20 protein-coding genes, 1 tRNA gene and 2 pseudogenes are annotated in these 20,623 nt (G+C 63.0%); 7 read left to right on the top strand and 16 right to left on the bottom strand.

Annotation, left to right across the window (positions count from 1 at the left end; all coding sequences use genetic code 11):
- Positions 1 to 4: 4 nt before the first annotated feature.
- The 3 genes from AAGW05_RS03570 to galK are packed head-to-tail and all read left to right on the top strand — an operon-like array spanning position 5 to position 3,116.
- Positions 5 to 844, top strand: coding sequence for a DeoR/GlpR family DNA-binding transcription regulator (locus AAGW05_RS03570; protein ID WP_411803089.1), 840 nt, complete (start codon positions 5 to 7; stop codon positions 842 to 844).
- Positions 841 to 1,959, top strand: a complete 1,119-nt coding sequence (galT, locus tag AAGW05_RS03565; RefSeq protein ID WP_411803088.1) for a galactose-1-phosphate uridylyltransferase — start codon at positions 841 to 843, stop codon at positions 1,957 to 1,959. The genes AAGW05_RS03570 and galT overlap by 4 nt, the downstream gene beginning before the upstream one ends.
- Entirely contained in the window at positions 1,956 to 3,116 is a 1,161-nt protein-coding gene (galK, locus tag AAGW05_RS03560) for a galactokinase (protein ID WP_411803087.1), read from the top strand. The genes galT and galK overlap by 4 nt, the downstream gene beginning before the upstream one ends.
- Positions 3,117 to 3,203: 87 nt before the next feature.
- On the opposite strand, the gene AAGW05_RS03555 is transcribed toward galK, so the two are convergent.
- The 12 genes from AAGW05_RS03555 to cynR all read right to left on the bottom strand — a co-directional run bounded on the left by AAGW05_RS03555 (position 3,204) and on the right by cynR (position 15,141).
- Positions 3,204 to 4,388, bottom strand: a complete 1,185-nt coding sequence (locus AAGW05_RS03555; RefSeq protein ID WP_411803086.1) for a TerC family protein — start codon at positions 4,386 to 4,388, stop codon at positions 3,204 to 3,206.
- Between the two features lie 119 nt (positions 4,389 to 4,507).
- Positions 4,508 to 5,353: a Bax inhibitor-1/YccA family membrane protein gene (locus tag AAGW05_RS03550; protein ID WP_411803085.1), complete on the bottom strand. Its 846-nt coding sequence runs from the start codon at positions 5,351 to 5,353 to the stop codon at positions 4,508 to 4,510.
- Between the two features lie 233 nt (positions 5,354 to 5,586).
- Positions 5,587 to 5,662: transfer RNA gene (locus AAGW05_RS03545), tRNA-Leu, on the bottom strand.
- 65 nt (positions 5,663 to 5,727) lie between these two features.
- On the bottom strand, positions 5,728 to 6,228 hold the full coding sequence (locus tag AAGW05_RS03540) for a GNAT family N-acetyltransferase (RefSeq protein ID WP_411803084.1): 501 nt from the start codon (positions 6,226 to 6,228) through the stop codon (positions 5,728 to 5,730).
- A gap of 166 nt (positions 6,229 to 6,394) precedes the next feature.
- Entirely contained in the window at positions 6,395 to 7,840 is a 1,446-nt protein-coding gene (locus AAGW05_RS03535) for an NAD(P)/FAD-dependent oxidoreductase (RefSeq protein WP_411803083.1), read from the bottom strand.
- A 92-nt stretch (positions 7,841 to 7,932) separates the two neighbouring features.
- The gene (locus tag AAGW05_RS03530) at positions 7,933 to 9,327 is read right to left on the bottom strand and encodes a S8 family serine peptidase (protein ID WP_411803196.1); all 1,395 of its coding nucleotides are present in this window, start codon (positions 9,325 to 9,327) and stop codon (positions 7,933 to 7,935) included.
- A 27-nt stretch (positions 9,328 to 9,354) separates the two neighbouring features.
- Entirely contained in the window at positions 9,355 to 10,308 is a 954-nt protein-coding gene (locus AAGW05_RS03525; RefSeq protein WP_411803082.1) for an exopolyphosphatase, read from the bottom strand.
- Positions 10,309 to 10,312: 4 nt separating this feature from the next.
- On the bottom strand, positions 10,313 to 10,930 hold the full coding sequence (locus AAGW05_RS03520; protein ID WP_411803081.1) for a DUF501 domain-containing protein: 618 nt from the start codon (positions 10,928 to 10,930) through the stop codon (positions 10,313 to 10,315).
- 45 nt (positions 10,931 to 10,975) lie between these two features.
- Complete coding sequence (locus AAGW05_RS03515) at positions 10,976 to 11,701, bottom strand: FtsB family cell division protein (RefSeq protein ID WP_411803080.1); 726 nt, start codon at positions 11,699 to 11,701, stop codon at positions 10,976 to 10,978.
- A gap of 157 nt (positions 11,702 to 11,858) precedes the next feature.
- Positions 11,859 to 13,139 carry a phosphopyruvate hydratase gene (gene eno / locus AAGW05_RS03510; protein WP_411803079.1) on the bottom strand — a complete coding sequence of 427 codons (1,281 nt, stop codon included), beginning with the start codon at positions 13,137 to 13,139 and terminating at the stop codon, positions 11,859 to 11,861.
- A gap of 430 nt (positions 13,140 to 13,569) precedes the next feature.
- Entirely contained in the window at positions 13,570 to 13,824 is a 255-nt protein-coding gene (locus AAGW05_RS03505; RefSeq protein ID WP_411803195.1) for a PLD nuclease N-terminal domain-containing protein, read from the bottom strand.
- 366 nt (positions 13,825 to 14,190) lie between these two features.
- Positions 14,191 to 15,141, bottom strand: a complete 951-nt coding sequence (gene cynR, locus AAGW05_RS03500) for a transcriptional regulator CynR (RefSeq protein ID WP_411803078.1) — start codon at positions 15,139 to 15,141, stop codon at positions 14,191 to 14,193.
- A 37-nt stretch (positions 15,142 to 15,178) separates the two neighbouring features.
- Here cynR and AAGW05_RS03495 point away from each other — a divergent pair, with 37 nt between their 5' ends.
- From AAGW05_RS03495 to AAGW05_RS03480, 4 genes and pseudogenes are all read left to right on the top strand, one after another.
- Positions 15,179 to 15,838 carry a carbonic anhydrase gene (locus AAGW05_RS03495; RefSeq protein WP_411803077.1) on the top strand — a complete coding sequence of 220 codons (660 nt, stop codon included), beginning with the start codon at positions 15,179 to 15,181 and terminating at the stop codon, positions 15,836 to 15,838.
- Between the two features lie 37 nt (positions 15,839 to 15,875).
- The gene (gene cynS, locus AAGW05_RS03490; RefSeq protein WP_411803076.1) at positions 15,876 to 16,346 is read left to right on the top strand and encodes a cyanase; all 471 of its coding nucleotides are present in this window, start codon (positions 15,876 to 15,878) and stop codon (positions 16,344 to 16,346) included.
- Between the two features lie 313 nt (positions 16,347 to 16,659).
- Positions 16,660 to 16,782, top strand: a pseudogene (locus AAGW05_RS03485) (DapH/DapD/GlmU-related protein); the annotation flags it as partial.
- 26 nt (positions 16,783 to 16,808) lie between these two features.
- On the top strand, positions 16,809 to 17,060 hold the full coding sequence (locus AAGW05_RS03480) for a hypothetical protein (RefSeq protein WP_411803206.1): 252 nt from the start codon (positions 16,809 to 16,811) through the stop codon (positions 17,058 to 17,060).
- Positions 17,061 to 17,076: 16 nt separating this feature from the next.
- Here the strand turns inward: AAGW05_RS03480 and AAGW05_RS03475 are convergent.
- From AAGW05_RS03475 to AAGW05_RS03460, 4 genes and pseudogenes are all read right to left on the bottom strand, one after another.
- Positions 17,077 to 17,316 (bottom strand): annotated as a pseudogene (locus AAGW05_RS03475) (FBP domain-containing protein); the annotation flags it as partial.
- A 153-nt stretch (positions 17,317 to 17,469) separates the two neighbouring features.
- The gene (locus tag AAGW05_RS03470) at positions 17,470 to 18,216 is read right to left on the bottom strand and encodes a MazG nucleotide pyrophosphohydrolase domain-containing protein (protein ID WP_411803075.1); all 747 of its coding nucleotides are present in this window, start codon (positions 18,214 to 18,216) and stop codon (positions 17,470 to 17,472) included.
- Entirely contained in the window at positions 18,206 to 19,414 is a 1,209-nt protein-coding gene (locus AAGW05_RS03465; RefSeq protein ID WP_411803074.1) for an adenosine deaminase, read from the bottom strand. Before AAGW05_RS03465 ends, AAGW05_RS03470 begins: the two co-directional genes overlap by 11 nt.
- Before the next feature lie 92 nt (positions 19,415 to 19,506).
- On the bottom strand, positions 19,507 to 20,442 hold the full coding sequence (locus tag AAGW05_RS03460; RefSeq protein WP_411803073.1) for a DedA family protein: 936 nt from the start codon (positions 20,440 to 20,442) through the stop codon (positions 19,507 to 19,509).
- Between the last annotated feature and the right edge of the window lie 181 nt (positions 20,443 to 20,623).

Here is a 20,623-nt window from a genome sequence, read left to right as displayed (position 1 = left end):
ACCTATGCTGGCACCAGAGCGCCAGGCGCGCATACTCAAGGAGTTGCAACTGCACGAGGCGGTGCGCGTGGCCGATATTGCCACTGCACTAAATGTCAGCGAGATGACAATCCGCCGTGACATTGAAGCCCTCGACCACAACGGGCTGGCCCGCAAGATCCACGGCGGAGCCATGCGCCTTGCCCGGCTGAGCGCCCTGGAACCTGGCTTCCTGCTCAATGTCGACAAGCAGCTTGAGGGCAAGCTGGCCATTGCCCAGCAGGCCCTCTCGCTTGTACAGCCCGGCATGACTCTTGCCCTGACAGGGGGCACCACCACCTACCAGCTTGCCGTTGCACTTGCCGGTGAGCTGGATCGGCTGCGCAACCTGACGGTTGTCACAAACTCCCTGAAGGTCACGGAATTGCTGTACCGCCAGCAGGGCAACTCCGACCTGAAGGTCATCGTCACAGGTGGCGAGCGTACGCCGTCGGAAGCCCTAGTGGGGCCCGTGGCCCGCATGGCGCTGAATAACCTGAACACCGACATGTGCTTCATGGGTGTCCACGGAATCGATGCCGACCGTGGCCTGACAAGCCCGAACTGGCTTGAGGCCGAGACCAACGCAGCGTTCATTGAATCCACCTCACGCCTGGTGATCCTTGCCGACAGCTCCAAGTTCCAGCTCCGCTCGCTGGCCTCGATTGCGCCCCTGACCGCCGTGGAGACCATCATCACAGACGACTCGGTCAGCCCAGCCACCGCCGAGCTGTTTACCTCCCGCGTCCCCCACTTCATCAAGGCCCCGGCCTCCACCCATGCCGACACCTCAGCTGCCGGCGCTCCTTCAAGGAAGATTTCATGACGATCGCTACATCCACGCTCATGGCCGACGGCCGAGAGCTCATTTACTTTGATGACGGCGGCATGGCCCATCCCCACACGGCCGGTGACACCCGTCCGCTGGATGCCCGCTCGGAGGAGAACACGGGCGAGCTACGTTTCGACGCGCTCACCGGCGACTGGGTGGCCATTGCCGCGCACCGGCAGACGCGCACCTACCTGCCGCCAGCAAACCAGTGCCCATTGTGCCCCACCTCGGGCGAGAACCTGTCCGAAATCCCCGACTCCGCTTACGACGTGGCAGTGTTCGAGAACCGTTTCCCCTCCCTTGGCCCCGCCGTTGGCCCCGTGCCTGAAAACCCCGTGTGGGGCACCCGGGGGCGCGCCTTTGGTCGCTGCGAGGTGGTTGCCTTCACCCCCGAGCACACAGGGTCCTTCGGCGGGCTCTCCACCCAGCGCGCACGCACCGTCATCGACGCATGGGCGCACCGCACCGAAGCCCTGAGCGCACTGCCCGGCGTCAAGCAGGTGTTCCCCTTTGAGAACCGCGGCCAGGACATCGGCGTCACCCTGCACCACCCCCACGGGCAGATTTACGCGTACTCCTACGTGCCGCCGCGCAGCCAGGTCATGGCCAACGCAGCCCGCAAGTTCTACGACGAGAACAACGCCAAGGCCACCCTCCTGGGTGACATCGTGGCTAAGGAGTCGGAGTCCGGTGAGCGTATGATCGCCCAGGGCAAGCACTTCAGCGCCTATGTGCCGTTCGCCGCTCACATGCCGTTGGAGATCCACCTGACCCCGCACCGCCACGTCCCTGACTTTGCGGCCCTGAACGACGCCGAGCGCGACGAACTGGCCGTCATGTACCTTGATGTCCTGCGCACCCTTGACGGCATTTACGATTCCCCCACGCCGTACATCGCCGCCTGGCACCAGGCGCCCCTTGATTCGCTCCTGCGCCCGGCCGGACGCTTCCACCTTGAATTGACCTCCCCGCGCCGTGCAGCCGACAAGCTGAAGTTCCTGGCCGGCTCCGAGGCTGCCATGGGCGCCTTCATCAACGACACAACCCCCGAGCAGACGGCCGCCATGCTGCGGCGCACATCGGCCGCATTGAAAGCAGGACAGGCATGAGCGCGTCCATCGACACAGCCCTGGTTGCCCAGGGCTTTGAAGACACCTTTGGATCGCAGCCCGACGGCGTATGGGCCGCACCGGGACGGGTGAACCTGATCGGTGAGCACACGGACTACAACGAAGGTTTTGTGCTTCCCTTCGCCATTGACCGCGCCGCCGCCGTCGCCATCCGCCTGCGCGATGACAATACCGCGCGCCTGGTTTCCAGCTATGGGGACCAAGGCGTTGTGAGCGTGGACCTTTCGACCCTGTCCCACGAGACCATGAAGGGTTGGACGGCCTATCCCCTAGGCGTCGTGTGGGTCATGCGCGAGATGGGCATCACCATTGGCGGCTTTGACCTGTTCTTGCATTCAACAGTTCCCTCGGGTGCTGGCCTGTCATCCTCGGCCGCCATCGAGTGCGCCGTGGCGACAGCCTTCAACGAACTGGAATCCGCGGGTTTGAGCCTGAACGAGCTCGTCCTGGTGGGCCAGCGTGCCGAGAACGAGGTTGTTGGCGCGCCCACAGGCATCCTGGACCAGTCGGCATCGTTGCTCTCCACCGACGGCCACGCCGTCTTCCTTGACTGCCGCACCCAGGAATCCAGGCTTGTTCCGTTGGACCTTGCCGCTGCCGGGCTGCTCATCCTCGTCGTGGACACCAAGGTCACCCACGCACACGCCACCGGCGGCTACTCGGCCCGCCGCTCTTCCTGCGAGCTTGGCGCGCAGGTGCTCGGCGTGCCCGCACTGCGCGACGTCGCCGCCGCCGACCTCCCCGAGGCCGCAGGGCTGCTGGATGAAGAAACCTACCGCCGGGTGCGCCACATCGTGACCGAGAACCAGCGCGTCCTTGACACCGTGGGGGTGCTGGACGACGCCGGACCGGCCGCCATTGGCGCGCTGCTCACCGCAAGCCACGCCTCCATGCGCGATGACTTTGAGATTTCCTGCCCGGAGCTGGACCTCGCAGTCGACACCGCGCTGGCCAACGGGGCCCTGGGCGCCAGGATGACAGGCGGCGGCTTCGGCGGATCCGCCATCGCCCTCATCCCGGCAGCCCAGGAAGCCGCGGTGGGCGACGCCGTCGTGCGTGCCTTCGCAGCGGCAGGGTTCGGCGCACCTGACATCTTCGCCGTCTCCCCCGCCCCTGGTGCCCGGCGCATATCTTAAGCATCTGACCCGCAGCAAACGGCGAAATATCACGATTTTTACGTGTTTTTCGACGTTTACTGCGGGTCATTTATTGCTTGCGGGTCTTTAGCCCTGGAAGTCCTTGTGCGCCGTGCGCGCACGGGCAACCTGCTCGAGGATCTCCGCGGAGTCCTTGTGCTTGTCACGGTACTTCGGATCCATAGAGGCGATGGTCTTTTCCTCAACCATGAGCATGCTGTACACGCGCTCACGCTCGGTGGAATCGGCCGTGTAGTCCAGGTCCAGGTAGTTCTCGGCGTGGCGGCGGGCGTTGTTCAACACCGTCTGCGCCTTGCCCGACTTGCTGATAAGGGAGGCAATGACCGTCAGGGCCAGGACGCCGATGATCACCGTCAGGGAGAGCCCGGTGGAGATCTCAAAGACAGGCACGTGCTCACCGCCGTTGATGAACGGCAGGTTGTTCTCATGCAGGGCGTGCAGGACCAGCTTGACGCCGATGAACGCCAGGATCGCTGCAAGACCGTAGGAGAGGTAGATGAGGCGGTCAAGGAGGCCGTCAAGGAGGAAGTACAGCTGGCGCAGACCCATGAGCGAGAACGCCGTCGCGGTGAACACGATGTACACGTTCTGCGTCAGGCCGAAGATGGCCGGGATCGAGTCAAGTGCGAAGAGCAGGTCGGTGCCGCCAATGGCGACCATGACCAGCAGCATCGGGGTCAGAACTCGCTTGCCGTCGATCGTGGTGAAGAGCTTGTCGCCGTCGTACTTCTCGGACGTGTTGAACAGGCGCTTGGCAAGCTTGATGATGAAGTTGTCAGCGTCGTCGCCCTCGCTGTCCTCCTCCTTAAGCAGGTTCCCTGCCGTGATAAGCAAGATGATGCCGAAGATGTAGAACATCCAGGACCAGGTGTTGATCAGCGCGGCGCCGGCGAAGATGAAGCCTGTGCGGGCGATCAGGGCGAAGACGATGCCGAACAGCAGAACCTTCTGCTGGTCCTCGCGGGGAACCTTGAAGCTGCCCATGATGACGAGGAAGACAAACAGGTTGTCAACGCTTAGCGCCTTCTCGGTGATGTAGCCGGCGAAATACTCCCCGCCCATCGTGGCTCCACCGAAGATGAAGACGACGATGCCGAACACGATGGCCAGGCCAACATAAATCGAGGACCAGATGGCAGCCTCGCGCAAGGTGGGGATGTGCGCCTTGCGGATGTGGAAGAAGTAATCAAAGGCCAGCAGGCCGAGGATGACGACAATGGTAATGCCCCAGATCAGAGGGGAAACGTTCATGAGCTGCTTTCGCTAGTTTCAAACAATTGGTCGAGCTTGATTGTGGCTATGGCAAAAACGCCCGGTCCTTACAGGGCCGGGCGCAGTTGAAAATGTGGGGTCGTGGGCTGGGGAGGGGTCTAGTCGTTGCCGCGCAGGATGGCGAGCAGACGCAGGATCTCCATGTACAGCCACACCAGGGTCACCGTCAGGCCAAACGCGGCCGTCCAGGAGTACCTGGCGGGCAGGCCGTTCTGGACACCCTTTTCAATGGAGGTGAAGTCAACAATCAGCGAGAACGCGGCCAGGCCGATGGCCAGCAGGCCAATGACAACGCCGAAGGGGATGTTGGTGCCCGGGATATCCATGCCGTTGACGCCCCAGGGGGTGCTTGTGACGTTGAACATCATGAGGAAGAAGTTGATCATCGAGAACAGCGCGTACCCGGCAAGGGCGATGATGAAGAAGCGGGTCATCTTCGGTGTGGCACGGATCTTGGCGTTGCGGAACAGCACCAGGGTCACGATAAAGACGCTGAGCGTGCCAAGGACGGCCTGCACGACGATGCCCGGGTAGATCCGCTCAAGCAGGCCCGAGATACCGCCGAGGAACATGCCCTCAAACCCGGCGTAGCAAAGGATCAGTGCCGGCGAGGGCTGCTTCTTGAAGGAGTTCACCAGGCCAAGGATCAGGCCAAGGATCATGCCTGGCCACATCAGGACGGGCACCATCCAACCAAGTGCAGCACCGACAAGCACGAGCGTGAGCGTGAGGACTGTCTTCATGATGACGTCGTCGTAGGTCATCCGGCCTGTCTGCGCGGGGCCTGCCGAGGGCTTGGTGTACAGCTCCTGCAACTGCTGGGCAGAGAGCTGGGCCTGTCCGGGCATGGTGTCCGTAGAGCCGTAGGCGCCACCACGCTGCGACGACGGGGTGTCCTTAAAGTTCTTGTTGTTCGCAAAAACCGGATTGCCGCCAAGTGCCATGATGCTAAATCCTCCAAAATAGGGGGTATATGAGTTCATCCACTGTACCAAGTAGCTAGCTGGCAGTGCGCGGATTGTTCCCGCAGGCCATGATTGACAGCCCATTCCCAGCAAACGTTCACCTGCTGTTCGCTTAACTCTGAACTAACAGGCCCTGGGCCGGTCTAAACTTGGCGCCGCCGTAACGGCGAACACACTCTCCGCTGACAGCGGAATGGCGGCTGAGCGCTGATTGGTACCCCAGGTCGGACTCGAACCGACACTGAACAGATTTTAAGTCTGGTGCCTCTGCCATTGGGCTACTGGGGCTCGACGGATGTACTCCGCCGCGAACTCAACAATACTGGATGGATCGCCGGTGGAAGAATCCGGCATCAGAGGTGGTTGAAGGGCTCCGAGTATTTGAATTGGCCGTGCACGCCCGGTGCGTACGCATCCAGCGCGAGGGCCATGAAGTGCGATCCCCACGACGGGTCCGGCGGGTTGATGCCCATCGAGTCCGCGGGCACGAAGCCGAACCTCGGATAGTACTCTGTGCTGCCGAGCACGACGAGCGAGGGCTCCCCCATCCCGTTGGCCGCGGCAATGGTGGCGTGCATCAGGGCCGAGCCAACACCCTGGCGTTGGTATCCGGGGGCGACGGCGATCGGTCCCAAACCCAGTGAATTCGCCTTGCCAATCCATCCCCGGGTGGTGATCACGTGACCTAAGATTTCACCGTTGGCAGCCTCCGCCACCAGGGAAAGCGCCGGAATGTATTCCCGCGAGGCAAAAAGTTCCCGCAGAAGCTTCGCCTCCACGGGTTCGGGGAAGGCCGCCTCGACCACGGCAAGTATCTCGGGCCTGTCCCCGGGCCCTTCGCGGCGAATGATCATGGGGCCAGTCTAGTGCCGCAGCTACGGCGGGACTGCGGACCCCGCCAGCAAAAAACGACGGCGGCCCTCCCCTTGGCCTGAAACCAGGCTGTCAGCCTGATTCAAGCTGTCAGCCTGATGCAAGCTGAGGGGAGGGCCGCCGTCGTAGGCGGTTCGGGAGTGCAGGCTACTTGGCGGCCGCTTCTTCCTTGGCAACTGCGGCTACTGCGGGTGCTGCCGGTGCGGCGTCGACCGGCTTTGCAGCAGGCTTCGGTGCCGGGGTGGCTGCGGCGACGAATGCCTTGCGCGGGTTGTCAAGGAATTCCAGCTGGGCCAGGTCGCGTCCTGCGAAGAAGGCGACGACCCAGTCCATGATGACGCGGAGCTTGCGTTCGACCGTGGGCATGGCCAGCCCGTGGTAGCCGCGGTGCGCCAACCAGGCCAGCGGGCCCTTGAGCTGGATGCCCATGATCTTGGCGACACCCTTCCACTCGCCGAAGCCTGCAACAGCGCCCAGGTTCTTGTGCTTATAGCCCGTCAGCGACTTGTTGAAGCGGCTGGCCCACAGGTTCTTCGCGAGACGCTTGGCCTGACGCAGGGCGTGCTGGGCGTTGGGCACACAGGTGCCGTCGGGCAGGCCGCCGGTGACATCGGGCACGGCTGCAACGTCGCCGGCAGCCCAGGCGTTGGGGATAACGCCGAATTCGCCGGTGATCTGCAGGTTGACGTTCACCGAAACGCGGCCGCGGGGCTCGATCGGGAAATCGGTGGAGCGGACCATGGGGTTGGCCATGACGCCTGCGGTCCAGATGAGGGTGTCTGCATCGAACTGTTGGGCAACACTCTTGTCCGGCAGGTTGATGAGCTTGAGGTTCTTCTCCTCGGCGTTGTCCAGCGAGGTGTTCAAGAGGACCTCGATGCCGCGGCTGCGCAGGTGCTCGACGACCCACAGTGCCTGCTTCTCGGTGACCTCAGGCATGATGCGGCCCATGGCCTCGACGAGCACAAAGCGCAGTTCGGACTGTTCAACACGGTTGTTGAGCTTGACGGCTGCGCGGGCCATGTCCTCGAGCTCGGCGATGGTCTCAATGCCGGCAAAGCCGCCGCCGACCACGACGAACGTCAGGTGGCGCTTGCGGGTCTCGGGGTCGGTCTCCGTGGAGGCCATTTCGATCAGGGAGAGAACCTGGTTGCGCAGTGCAACGGCTTCTTCAATGGTCTTCAAGCCAATGCCGGACTCTGCCAGGCCCTTGATCGGGAAGGTGCGGGTGACAGCACCGGCAGCGATAACTACATCGTGGTAGGGCAACTCGAAGGTGGCGCCACCGTCGGCCGGGGCAATGACTGCCGTGCGGTTCTCGTGGTCGACGCTGGTGACGGAGCCCTGAATGAGCTCGGTCTCCTTCAGGTGCCTGCGGTAGGAAACGACCGCGTGGCGCGCCTCGATGTTGCCGCCGGCAACCTCGGGCAAAAACGGCTGGTACGTCATGTAGGGCAGGGGATCAACGAGGGTGACGATGCCACCTGACTTCGCGATCTTCTTCTGCAGGTTAAATGCCGTGTAGAGGCCGACGTAACCGCCACCAACTACAAGGACGCGCGGACGAGCTGAAAACGTGGGAGTGATTGCCATATCTCCATAATACAGCTCTTTGTGAAAATATTCACTAGCCGGTTTACAGGGGTGTTTACAGGGGTAGGTAAAGAGCGGGCACCGCCGGGTTTTCAGTGCTTGTGGTGCGTTGTACTCCGGGTGGGCGGCTCTTCCGGGGTGGCGGCGGCTGACACACGACGGCGGACCAGGACCAGGTGGGTGGACCCGCCGGCGAGGATCAGCACCAGGACGCCAAGGGATCCCAGCACCAGGGCCTGCGGCAGGGCACTGGCGCTCTGTGCGGCAGGGATGGCGGCAGGGACCGCGGCATCAAGGCGGGTCGGTTTCGGCTGCGGCACGTTCGTGGCAGGGGTGCCCTTGTTGGGCGGCGGGGTCACGGCGCCGCGGCGGTGCACGCGGATCCAGTCCGAGATGCTGCCCAGGGGGTTCGCCGTCACCGCGGGGACGTTAGCACTCAAGGCCGCTTCGGCGTCGAGAATCCCATACCCGTAGATGGCATTGGGAACGCCCTCGCCCTTGGGCTTGGCGGTGGAAATGATGCGGTTGATGACCTGGGCGGCGCTCATTTCCGGGTACTTTGAGCGGATCAGTGCGGCAACGCCTGAGACGATGGGTGCCGCCCCGCTTGTGCCGTTCCACCGCGCATAGCCGCCGTCGGGCAGTCCCCCGGCCAGGTCTTCGGCGGGGGCGCTGACGCCGATGCTGATGCCCTGCGAGGACGAGTCGACGCTTGCCGTTCCGTCCTTGTCCAGCCCGCCAACGGCAAGGATCCCCGGGATGGTGGCGGGCGCGCCGACCTGCTCGCTGCCTGACTTGCGGTTTCCTGCGGCCGCGACGATCACCACGTCCTTGGCTTCGGCGTAGGCGAAGGCATCGTCCCAGCTCTGCGGCCAGGCGGTCGAGGTGCTGCCCAGAGACATGTTGATGACCTTGGCGCCGTGGTCCACGGCCCATGTCACGGCGGCCGGAATCTGGTCGTCAATGTTCTTCCCCGCCGGGTTCTCGCTGCCCAGCCACACCGAAATGCTCAGCAGCTCGGCCTTGGGAGCCACACCGATGACACCATCGGGTCCTGCACCGACCACGGGGGCGGGCGACGCCGTCGAGCTTGATGTTGTCGAGGGGGACGCCTGGGTCTTGGCGGTGCTTGCATTGTGTCCGCGGCCGGCCAGCATGGTGGCCACCAGGGTGCCGTGCTCGGGTTCGGCGCCGATTCCCTTGGTGCCGTCGGAATTGCCGGCACCTGACATGTCAATGCCGCCCACCACTGCACCCGTGAGGTCGGGGTGGGACTTGTCGATGCCGCTGTCGATGATGGCAACCTTGACGCCTTCACCCTGGGAGACGTCCCACGCCTTTTGCACGCCGCTTTGTTCCAGCCAGTACTCGCGGTTGCGGATATCATCGGCGGAGGCCGCGGGGGCGCCCACGACGGCGAGCGAACCGGCCAGGGCAAGGGTCATCAGCGCGGCGGCGATGGAACGCAACCGTGGGACAAACTCCATCAAGGCTCGATTCGTGAGGTGGCGGTGTCAGCTGCGGGCTGCACCCAGTGCTATTCCATCCAGAATATCGTGTTCGCTGCTCGTTGCCGATTCCAGCCGTCCGCCGCTGAGCTGCGCCAACCGCCGCAGCACTGTGCGCCAGATCAGGGCACCTGCCCCGATGACGTCAACGCGGCCCGGGTGCATGAAGCCGAGGGCAGCGCGTTCGGTGCGCGTCATGCCAAGTAACGAGGTGGCCGCGGCGTCGATCTTTTCAAGGGGCACGACGGCACCATGGACCGCCTCGCTCTGATAACTCGCCAACCCGAGGGCGTGGGCCGTGATGGTGGTGATGGACCCCGCGACGCCGACGATGCTATCAACCCCGCCGAGCGGAAGCACGGCCAGGACGTCGGCGAGCTTGTCCTCAATGGCGGCTTCGGCGGAGGCAATTTCCCCTGCGGTGGGCGGATCGCATTGCAGGTACCGTTCGGTGAAGCGGACACAGCCCATGTCCGTGCTCAAGGCGCCTGTAACGCCCACCGAATTGCCCATGACAAACTCGGTGCTGCCGCCGCCAAGGTCCACAACCAGGACGTTGTGGTCTTCAAGGACGGGAAGGACGCTGACGGCCCCGGCAAAGGACAGACCCGCTTCCTCGGCTCCGCTGACAACCTCGGGGGCAATGCCCAGGCGGTCCCTGATCCCGGCAACAAAGACGTCCCGGTTTCCGGCGTCACGGGTGGCGCTGGTGGCGACAAAGCGGACCCGCTCTACGGAGGAGGAACGGATCAGTGCGGCGTAGTCCTCGGTCGCCGCGAAGGTGCGCTCAAGTGCTTCCTCCGCCAGCATGCCAGTGACGTCAACGCCCTGGCCCAGCCGGACAACACGCATCTCCCGATGCACGTCCGTCAGCCGCTGCCCTCCCCCGTCGAGTTCCACGACGTCGGCAATGAGCAGGCGGATGGAGTTCGTTCCGCAGTCGATGGCTGCAACGCGCATGGATTTAGCTCTCCTGCTTGTTCAGGTGCTTGACGTGGCGGCTCAGGTCCTTGTTGGGCACGGGTGCCTCGTTGTCCCATGCTCCGGTGCAGTAGCACTTGTCGGCGGTCCACCACTCGGCCACGCCGGCGAGTGCCTCATCGCCCAGCGGGTTGACGCCGGGACCTGCGGCCAGGGAGTGGCCGATCAAGACGTGCAGGCACTTCACGCGGGTGGGCATGCCACCGGCGGAAATACCGGCAATTTCGGGCACGGGACCGGTTCCGGCGCGTTCGCCAATGGCCTCGCGTGCGGCAATGTAGCTCTCGTGGGCCTTGTGGTAGGCGGCGGCGAGCTCCGTGTCGGAACCCAGGCGCTCGGTCATCTCATTCATCAGTCCGGCTGCCTCAAGGCGTGAGGCCGCGGCGGTGAGGATGGGGTGTGTCAGGTAGTACGTGGTGGGGAAAGGGATCCCGTTGCTCAGGCGCGGGGCCGTTGCGGCGACCAGCGGGTTGCCGCAGATGCAGCGGGCAGGGATCTCCACGACGTCGCGCACGGGGCGGTGCAGCTGGCGGCTGAGCGTGTCAAGGTCCAGCTGGGTTGGTACGCGCCCGCCTGAGGCGGAGCTTGCAGTTGTGGACACGGTGGGCCTTTCATGAAACATTTTCGGGGTGTTCAACCAATTATTTTAGCCTGCCGGGGCCGGTGCGGGCGCCTTGACCTTGGCGGATTCCTGGACCGCCGACCAGAGGCTGTCAACCCACGGAACGACGGTGATTTCGGTGGCGCTCTTGGCAGTTGCCTGCTTGCCGGCTGCAGCGGCGCCATCAATGGCCATCACGCCGTTTGAACCGTAGACCCAGTAGCCCGTCTCACCCGGCATGAGCATGCTCACCCTGTCGCGTGCCTGCTGCTTGATGTAGGCCGGGTCGTCCCAGCGGGCTAGCTCGGCCTGGTTCGCACTCTGTTGGGCTTCCTTCGCGACGATGTCATTACGCAGGGCGGTGATCTCGGCCCGCTGCTCCAAGAACGTGTGCACGTTAGGGGCCAGCAACAACGTGACAACACCCATGACTAGACCCAGGACCAGGAGACGTCCGGAGAAGGAACGGGCGGGCACAGGCCTGTCGGCGGCTGCGTGGACCACCCCGTCCTGGTGGCTGCGGCGGTTGGGTCCGGAAGCGAGCTGGCGTTCCCGTCCGGCGGCCTTTCCCTTGCCTGACTTTGCTCTTGCCGCCTTGGCTGAACCTGACTTCTCGGCGCTCGGGGAACCCCCGCCCTCGGCGGGGGTGGCATTGTGGCCGGGACCCGGCGTCGCGCTTTCAACGGCGGGTTTGGGTGCCGGTTTTCCCGGCGCACTGCCAATTCCGGTGGGGAACTGTGCTTTGGGCACTGAGGGCCGTCGCGTGGCCATGCTTCTCCTTGGGTGCTGCTGCAGATCAAGTGTTGCGTTCGCGGTTGGTTCGCGGGTGCCTGCTTCCGAAAAAACATGGCCGGAAACGATCAAGGCCGCGACGGCCAACCAAGGTGTGTGTTCCACCTTAGCCAGCCGCCGCGGCCCTTGCTGCTATTTAGCCCTTGAAACGCGGGAACGCGCTGCGGCCGGCGTAGCGTGCGGCGTCGTCGAGTTCCTCTTCGATGCGCAGGAGCTGGTTGTACTTGGCAACGCGCTCGGAACGGGCCGGGGCACCGGTCTTGATCTGGCCTGCGTTGGTAGCAACGCAGATGTCGGCAATGGTGGTGTCCTCGGTCTCGCCTGAGCGGTGCGAGGTGATGGTGGTGTAACCGGCACGCTGGGCCATGGAGACGGCGTCCAGGGTCTCGGTCAGTGAACCGATCTGGTTGACCTTCACCAGCAGCGAGTTGGCGGTCTGGCTTTCAACACCGCGGGCCAGGCGCTCGGGGTTGGTGACGAACAGGTCATCGCCAACAATCTGAACCTTATCGCCGATGGCGTCGGTCAGGGTCTTCCAGCCTTCCCAGTCGTCTTCATCCAGGGGATCCTCGATCGAAACGAGCGGGTAGTCGGCAACGAGCTCTGCGTAGTAGGCGCTCATCTCGGCAGCGGAGAGTGCCTTGCCCTCGAACTGGTAGGCGCCGTCCTTGAAGAATTCGGAGGAGGCGACATCCAGGGCCAGTGCAACATCCTTGCCGGGCGTGTAGCCGGCGCGGGTGATGGCTTCAAGGATCAGGTCCAGGGCTGCACGGTTGGAGGGCAGGTTCGGGGCGAAGCCGCCCTCGTCGCCCAGGCCGGTGGAGAGGCCCTTTTCCTGCAGGACTGCCTTGAGGTTGTGGTAGACCTCAACGCCCCAGCGCAGGCCTTCGGAGAACGTGGAGGCGCCAAGCGGCACAACCATGAATTCCTGGATGTCGACGTCGGAGTCTGCGTGTGAGCCACCGTTGAGGATGTTCATCAGCGGAACCGGCAGTACGTGGGCGTTCGGGCCACCCAGGTAGCGGTACAGCGGCAGGCCTGCGGACTCGGCTGCGGCGCTTGCCACGGCGAGGGAAACGCCGAGGATGGCGTTGGCGCCAAGCTTGGCCTTGTTCGGGGTGCCGTCGAGCTCCAACATCATGGAGTCGATCAGGCGCTGGTCAGTTGCGTCAACACCCTCGATTTCGGGGGCGATGACTTCCAGGACAGCCTCGACTGCCTGCAGGACACCCTTGCCCTGGTAACGGCTCTTGTCGCCGTCACGGAGTTCAGCTGCCTCGAAGGCACCGGTGGATGCGCCGGAGGGGACGCCGGCGCGGCCCATTGCTCCATCGCTGAGGAGAACTTCGACCTCAACGGTCGGGTTTCCACGGGAATCCAAAATTTCGCGTGCATGAATGGCTTCAATAAGTGCCACGTGTTGCTCCTTGATAGTCAGCTTTGTAGTTTAAAGGTCGACCACGCTGTCGCCTCAATCCTATCCGACGCCGTGACGGGGCACTCATTACTACGCTCATAGCGGCATTGTGGCGCTGCACACCGCCTGCCGACACTGATTCAACCGCCTTACGGCCTGCAGACGCACGAATCAATCGGCGCACGCCTTTCCAGGCCTGGCTACCAAATCAACGGAACTCCAACGGGATCTGGCAGTGGCTCAGACTACGCTTCTCAAAGCAATGCAATGGGTCCCAGCTGGCCCCGAATACGGTCCGCCTTCCCGTACAAGGTCCGATCACCGGAGGGGTGTTACGGGTGGTCATAGCCATGTTCGTCCCGTGGCGGCCCCTCTTGCGGGACTTCGGCTGCGTCGATGCGGGACACCCTGACGCGAGGGTGCAGCAGCCCTAGCGGGAAACCGTTTCACCTTCGGAGTCCGGAAACGTCACCGCCGCGTAGTCCCGTCGAGCTGATCTGCAGCCAGTAATCAACCATGCGATGGCTCCAACAAACGGGAAAACAATAATCCCTATCGCCCATAGGGCCGTTGTGTTGGTCGATAGTTCCTTGCCGTGTCGGCTCAGACTTATAAGAGCCCACACAAACAGAATTGTTGAAGCAATCCACCCCAATGCCGCCACAATTTCAAGCGTGTTTGGCATGAGTACCTGTGATTCCGACATATAAATCCCTCATAGAACGATCACCTTTGTAACCACGAATGTAGCAGGAACCGCAAACCAGCTCGAGCATTCCGAACGGCACATGCTAGCCCTGGGACCAGAGGTCCCACTCACCGTTGCCTATGCGGGGAATGACCGCGGTAGTTACGGCTCAGAGAAGCACCGCTGCTGATACCGCTACGTCTAATTTTGCAAGCCGTCAGGAATGACGAGTCCAAGGCCACGCTTCCGCCCCACCGGGTTGCGGCGATGGTTTCCAACACGACAGGTTTCGTGCACGACGCACGGATGGCGTTGTGCGGGTCTTTTACGGCTGGCCGTGGTGGCCGCAGGCGCATCAGGGGACTAGCTCCACGCCGATGCCAGCTCGGTGAACGCTTGGCTGGCCGCGCTCATGTAGGAGCCTTTCCTTCGCAGGAGAGCTGCTGTGCGGTGGGGAATAGCCGGGGTGAGCTCAACTGGATGGAGCCCAAGTTGTTCGCGGGCAATGGCTTCGGGCAGCACGGTGGCGAGTTGGCCCCGGCGGATGATTTCGACGATGGCGCTGATGGAGTCGGCTTCAATCGCGATGTGGGGGGCGATGCCGTGGTCATGGAAATGCCTGTTGATGTGGCGCCGGGTAGCAAAGTCGCTGCTGAGGAGCACAAGCCTTTCTTGTTCCAACTCCTGAAGTCCCATCGGTACCTGCGCCGCGGCGCGGGGGTGGTTGCTGCCGACGACCAGGTTGAGGGTTTCCACGAATAGTGCCTGGGCGTGGACTTCGGATGAATGCGCCTCGACGAAAGCGATACCAACATCCAGGGTATCCTCGGCCAGCGCCGCCTCGATGCGGTCCTGTGTCATCTCCTGCACGCTCAAGGTAATGCCCGGATACCGGGTACTGAAGCGTTCCACCAGCGGACCGATTATGTAGGCGGTAAAGGTGGGCGTCATCGCCAGCCGGAGTGATCCGCGGCTCAGATCCTGCACGTCATGGATCGCCCGCGTTCCGGCGTCGAGCTCCCGCAGTGCGCGGCGGGCATACCTCAGGTAGGTTTCACCGGCGTCGGTCAGCCGCACCGTCCTGCCCGATCTGTCCAAGAGTTGGACATCCAGCGATTTTTCCAGTTGCTTGATCTGTTGCGAGAGGGTCGGCTGGGAGATATGGAGGGCCTCGGCTGCGCGGGTGAAGTTTTGGTGTTCCGCGACCGCGGTCAGGTAACGAATGTGGCGTAGCATCGCGATTCTCCAACTATAGGAATTAACTATTGAATTCATTGTATCTAGGTATTGGACACTATAGTTAATTTCCGTCATCCTTGAGATATCCCCGAAAACATCACAGGAGACTCACATGCAAGACATCATCGACGGCTTCCTGAAATTCCAACAGGAGGCCTTCCCCAAGCGATCGGGGCTCTTCAAGGAACTGGCCACCGCGCAAAACCCCAAGGCCCTGTTCATTGGCTGCTCGGACAGTCGGATCGTGCCTGAGTTGCTGACCCAGCAGGAGCCCGGTGACCTGTTCGTGATCCGCAACGCCGGCAATATTGTGCCGGCGTACGGCCCGGAGCCCGGGGGTGTGTCCGCGACCGTCGAGTACGCGGTGGCAGTCCTAGGCGTCACAGACGTCATCCTCTGCGGCCACTCCGACTGCGGAGCGATGACCGCAATCTCGACCGACACGAACCTGGACCACTTGCCAGCCGTGGCCAGCTGGCTGGCGCATGCCGACGCCGCCAAGGCCGTCAACGCCGCCCGCACCCATGTATCGGCTCAAGGGCGCCTTGAGGCTATGGTCCGCGGGAACGTCATGGCCCAGCTGACCAACATCAAAACCCATCCCTGTGTCGCCCTGGCGCTGGATCAAGGCCGGCTAAACCTCCACGGCTGGGTCTACGACATCGAGACCGGCTCCATCGACACCCTTGATGGCACCACCGGCCGTTTTGTCCCCTTGGCAGAGAACCCGCAAGTCTGCGCCACGCCGGTCACAACCACTCTCGCCGCCTAAACCAACCATCTGATACCACCGAAAAAAGGAAACCATCATGATTCATTCCCAGAACACCCAGGCTCCACGCGAAGAACTGACCGCCGCCATCATCGATGCCAAGATGCGCAAGAACCTCTCCTGGCAGGAACTAACCGACGGAACAGGCCTGAGTCTTGCCTTCGTCACCGCCGCCTTGCTGGGGCAACATCCACTGCCTGAAACCGCTGCGGAAGTCGTCGCTGAACGGCTCGGACTGGGCGAGGACGCCGTCATGCTGCTGCAGACCATTCCGCTGCGCGGCAGCATCCCCGGCGGCATCCCCACCGACCCGACTATTTACCGGTTCTACGAAATGCTGCAGGTCTACGGCTCAACTCTGAAGGCTCTGGTCCACGAACAATTCGGTGATGGCATCATCAGTGCCATCAACTTCAAACTGGATATCAAAAAGGTCGAAGACCCCGATGGCGGTTCACGCGCAGTGATCACCCTCGACGGAAAATACCTGCCCACCAAACCGTTCTAATCGCCCATCGTGACTGGATTCCTGTTACTGCTCGCGGGATGGTTCCGATGCTAAGTGTCAAAGTTGAATCGTTTCGGCTCCCAGATGGCTAGATCCAGACCTGGGGCTCAGCTAAAGGATGTCTTCCGACGGCGCTCCTGACCCCATGCAAATCCATCCAATCGCAGGGCAGGACCGAGTGGTTTTCCTTAAACCGCTTATTCAGAGCCCACTGATTGAGGTTGGGGAGTTCTGCGCCATTGCCACCGGAACGACGTTCATCATGGGAGGCGCTTGGGGCGAATATCGTGATCTGGTCACAAATTTACCCTCGCGCGGTGACACGGTAATCGGCAACGATGTCTGGATCGGCGCGAACGCAACGATCATGCCAGGGGTACGCATCGGCCATGGCGCCGTGATTTCCACTGAAGCCCTCGTTACGAAAGACGTCCAGGCGCGGGAATCTAGTTTCGGCTGGGCATGGGCAAGCTCGGTGGCGCCGTCCAGCAGATTGCCAGGGCAGACACCGAGGAGCAAATCAACAGTGCCGCAGAGGCCCTCGACACCGCCCGCCGCGCAATTTACAAGCTGCTCGCCGGCCGACACACCACCTTGGCCAGTCAACCCATGAAGGGGGCAGGATCCACCACTGGAACCCGCTCCCTTCATGGGTCCTTTATTGTCCCTAACTCACTGGCCGTCAGGCGAACTAACGGACCCCTTAGCCCATGACCCGGGCCACGAACTTTCAGGTTCGCTCACGCAGCCCCTGGAGCGGGCGTTCTAGGACGACGGCCGGGTCCGGCTGGATCTCATTGGCGGCCGGATCCTTGCTGACGTTGGCGGAGCACAGGAACTCGGTGCAGATCAGCGTACCCGGCAAATTTCCGTCACGGCCCGAGCGGCCGGCCCGCTTGCTCTCCCAGAGGTACACATCCGCCTCGGAGTAGAGGTCGCGGCACAGTTCACACAGGACCCTGCGCTTTTTCCACAGCAAGAAGTCCTCAAAGATAGAGGTGACCCCTTTTCAGGCGTGCTGTCCCCAAGGATGCACGCACGATGTGCTGGAGCCATCGGTGCCGCCCCTCATTTTCTCGTTGAACCCGTAGGAACAGCCTAGCGTCTTGAACCGATACCGGGCTCAGCGATCCGTGCGTCCCTGAAATTCCCGCACGGCCGCGCGCAGTGCACGTTCTGCGTTGAGCCCGCGCTTTTGCGCGTCAAGGACCACGTCTAACAGCACCTTTCCCAGTTCCGCTTCCGTGTGGCTGTGGCCGGGCGGGCCGCCGGTTGAAACTGGCAGGTCAAGGCCTGCCCTGGCGGCCCTTTCCACGGTTTTTTGGGCCATGGCGAGGGCGGGCAAGGTGCCCGGAATGCCGGCGAAGGGATTGTCCCCGGGAACGGGGCGGACGGTGCCGGTGGCATCACCGGCGGCATCGGCGGCGGCACGCTCTGCGGCCTTGACGCGCTCCCAAGTCTCCTCGATCTCGGCAATGGTCGCAGGGAAACTGTCCCGGAGCGTGCCGTCGGAGTGGAACACGTGGGGGCTGCGGCGGATCATCTTGCTGCTGATCCCGCGGGCAACTTCTGCCAGGTCGAACCCGCCCTGCTCCTGGGCGAGGCGTGCGTGGAGCACCACCTGCAGGAGGATGTCGCCAAGCTCGTTGGCCACCTCCCGGGTGTGCCCGCCCTCGATAGCCTCAATGAATTCGTAGGACTCCTCCAGCAAATATGTTGTGAGCGAGTCGTGGGTCAGGGCCGCGGTCCACGGGCAGTGTTCGCGCAGGGCCGCGACCACGCCGACAAGGCGGGCCATTTCAACCTCGGTGGTCTCCACCGAGGTTGAAATGGCCGGCCTGTCGTTTTCGTGCGGTGTGTCAGTCGTCAAGCTCGAGATCGTCCTCGTCAAACGTCTCAAAACCCTCGGAGTCCTTGAAGCCATCGATGGCATCCATGGCATCCTCGAAGTGTTCGATGATGTAATCCGCCAGCTGCTCGCGTGATTCAAGCGGCAGGAACGATGCGTGCACGGCGTTCAGCGTCATTTCAAGCACGGTGTCCAGTCCGTAGCCGAAAGTTTCCACCAGCAGGCCGAATTCACCCGTCAGGGTGACACCGCTCATGAGGCGGTTGTCGGTGTTGACGGTGACATTGAAGCCGAGTTGGTGCAGCAGGTCGATCGGGTGTTCGCCGATCGTGGTGCCAAAGGGTGCGATGGCGCCTGTCTGCAGGTTCGAGGACGGGCACAGCTCAAGCGGGATCTGGCGGTCGCGCACCCACTGGGCCAAATCGCCCAGGGTGACGGTGCCGACGTCGTGCCCGTCAACTTCCTCGACATCGAGGTGGATGTCCTCGGCGATGCGCACGCCGTGGCCAAGGCGCAGGGCCCGGCCGTGGACAAGCGCGTCCTGGATGCTGTCCAGGCCTGCTGCCTCGCCTGCGTGCACCGTTGCCGGGAAATTGTTTTCGGCCAGGTAGGTGAAGGCCTCGGTGAAGCGTGAGGGCAGGAAGCCTTCCTCGGCCCCGGCGATGTCGAAGCCGACGACGCCGTTGTCGCGGTGGCGCACGGCCAACTGGGCGATCTCGGCGCCGCGATCCGCATGGCGCATCGCGGTGACGATCTGGCCAACCTCGATGTAGCCGCCGGCTTCGTCGACGGCGTCCATGCCTTCCTCAAGGCCTTCCTGGACGGCTTCGACCACCTCGTCGAGGCTCAGCCCGCCCTTGAGGTGCTGCTCGGGTGCCCAGCGGACTTCGCCGTAGACAACTCCGTCATCGGCAAGGTCCTCGACGAATTCGCGGGCCACGCGGACGAGGGAGTCGTGGGTCTGCATGACGGCGATGGTGTGCTCAAAAGTCTGGAGGTAGCGTTCGAGCGAGCCGGAATCAGCCGAGTCAAGGAACCATTGGCGCAGTTCCTCGGGGTCGGTGGCGGGCAGTGAATGTCCTGCTTCGCCCGCCAACTCGATAATGGTCTCCGGACGCAAGCCGCCGTCCAAGTGGTCGTGCAGGGATACCTTTGGCAACGATTTGAGGTCCACCACGGGGATGGACGTGCCTTCGTGCTCTGAAGTTGGGTTAGTCACAAGCAACACTCTAGGGAGCCGGGGCCCGCCCGCGCCAGTCAAGGGGTGCCGGGTGCGCTATGGGCGTAGTTGGTTCCCGTGCGGCACTATTCTCAACTGCGGATACTGCCCGGAAGGCGGCCCGCCGTCTTGGGGGACGTCTTGGCACCAGGGGTGCCTTCGGCGGGGGTGTCCGACGTCGTGCCCTGCCGTGACGCGGGGACCGCTCCGGTCGGATCACCCCCGGCATCACCTCCGGCATCACCTCCGGCATCGTGACTGCCTGCCTCGGCCAGCGGACCCACCATGGAGCCTGCCGCGACGGCCGCGGCAAATTTGGCCTCTTGTTCGGCCCGGGCATGGGCGCGAACCTGTGCGGCCAACGTTGCAGCGGCCAGGCCCGGCTCCGCCCGGGGCGCAACCTTCCCACGTTTTTCCAGGTAGTTGTGCAGGAATTTCATGGCGTGGTCAACGAGGAACCCGATGACTATGGCGAAGGCGATGGCAATTCCAATACCCAGCAGGGGGTTGTGGTGGACCCAGCGGCCGGCAAAGGTGCCCACAGCCACCGAATAACCGGCCCAGGTCACCACGGCGATGCCGTCAAGGACTACGAAGCGGCGCCACGGGAAGTGTGTGGCGCCGGCGGTGAAGTTCACGGCGATTCTGCCCACGGGAATGTAGCGGGCGGTGAAGATCAGGATGGCCCCGCGTTTTTCCAGTTCCCGGCCCGCCCAGGCAAAGGCCTTGGCCCCGCGCGGCCTGCGCATCCATTTGAACCGGGTGGTGCCAAGCGTCCTGCCCATGAAGTAGGCGATGTTGTCGCCGATCATTGCACCAAGGGTGGCACCGATGATCAGGAGCCAAATATTCGGATCCCCGGTCCGGGCGGAGATAGCGGCCAGGGCCACGATCGCCGTCTCGCTGGGGAGGAAAAGGAAGAAGCCGTCGATCAGGCAAAAGAGGCTGACCAATGGAATGATCCACCATTGGGCTGCAGAATGTTCGATCAAATTATTGATTTGACCGACAACGTGCAAAATGTCCACAGCTGCCGGGTCCTCTCCTGTGGTCGTTGACTCACTAAGTTTCCCACGTCACGGAGCCCCAGGCATCCATCTTGGGAAGGATATCCACAGACTCGACCCAACCGACGGCTCCGGCGTTCGGAACACCGCGCAATAACGCGCTTTTTCGTCCCGACTCTTGACTGGAAGCTTTCAGCCGGCC

The sequence above is a fragment of the Arthrobacter sp. LAPM80 genome, assembly GCF_046736435.1.
Taxonomy (GTDB): Bacteria; Actinomycetota; Actinomycetes; order Actinomycetales; family Micrococcaceae; genus Specibacter.
The sequence above is the reverse complement of the archived record's forward strand: the minus strand, read 5'-3'. Positions and strand labels throughout refer to the sequence as shown.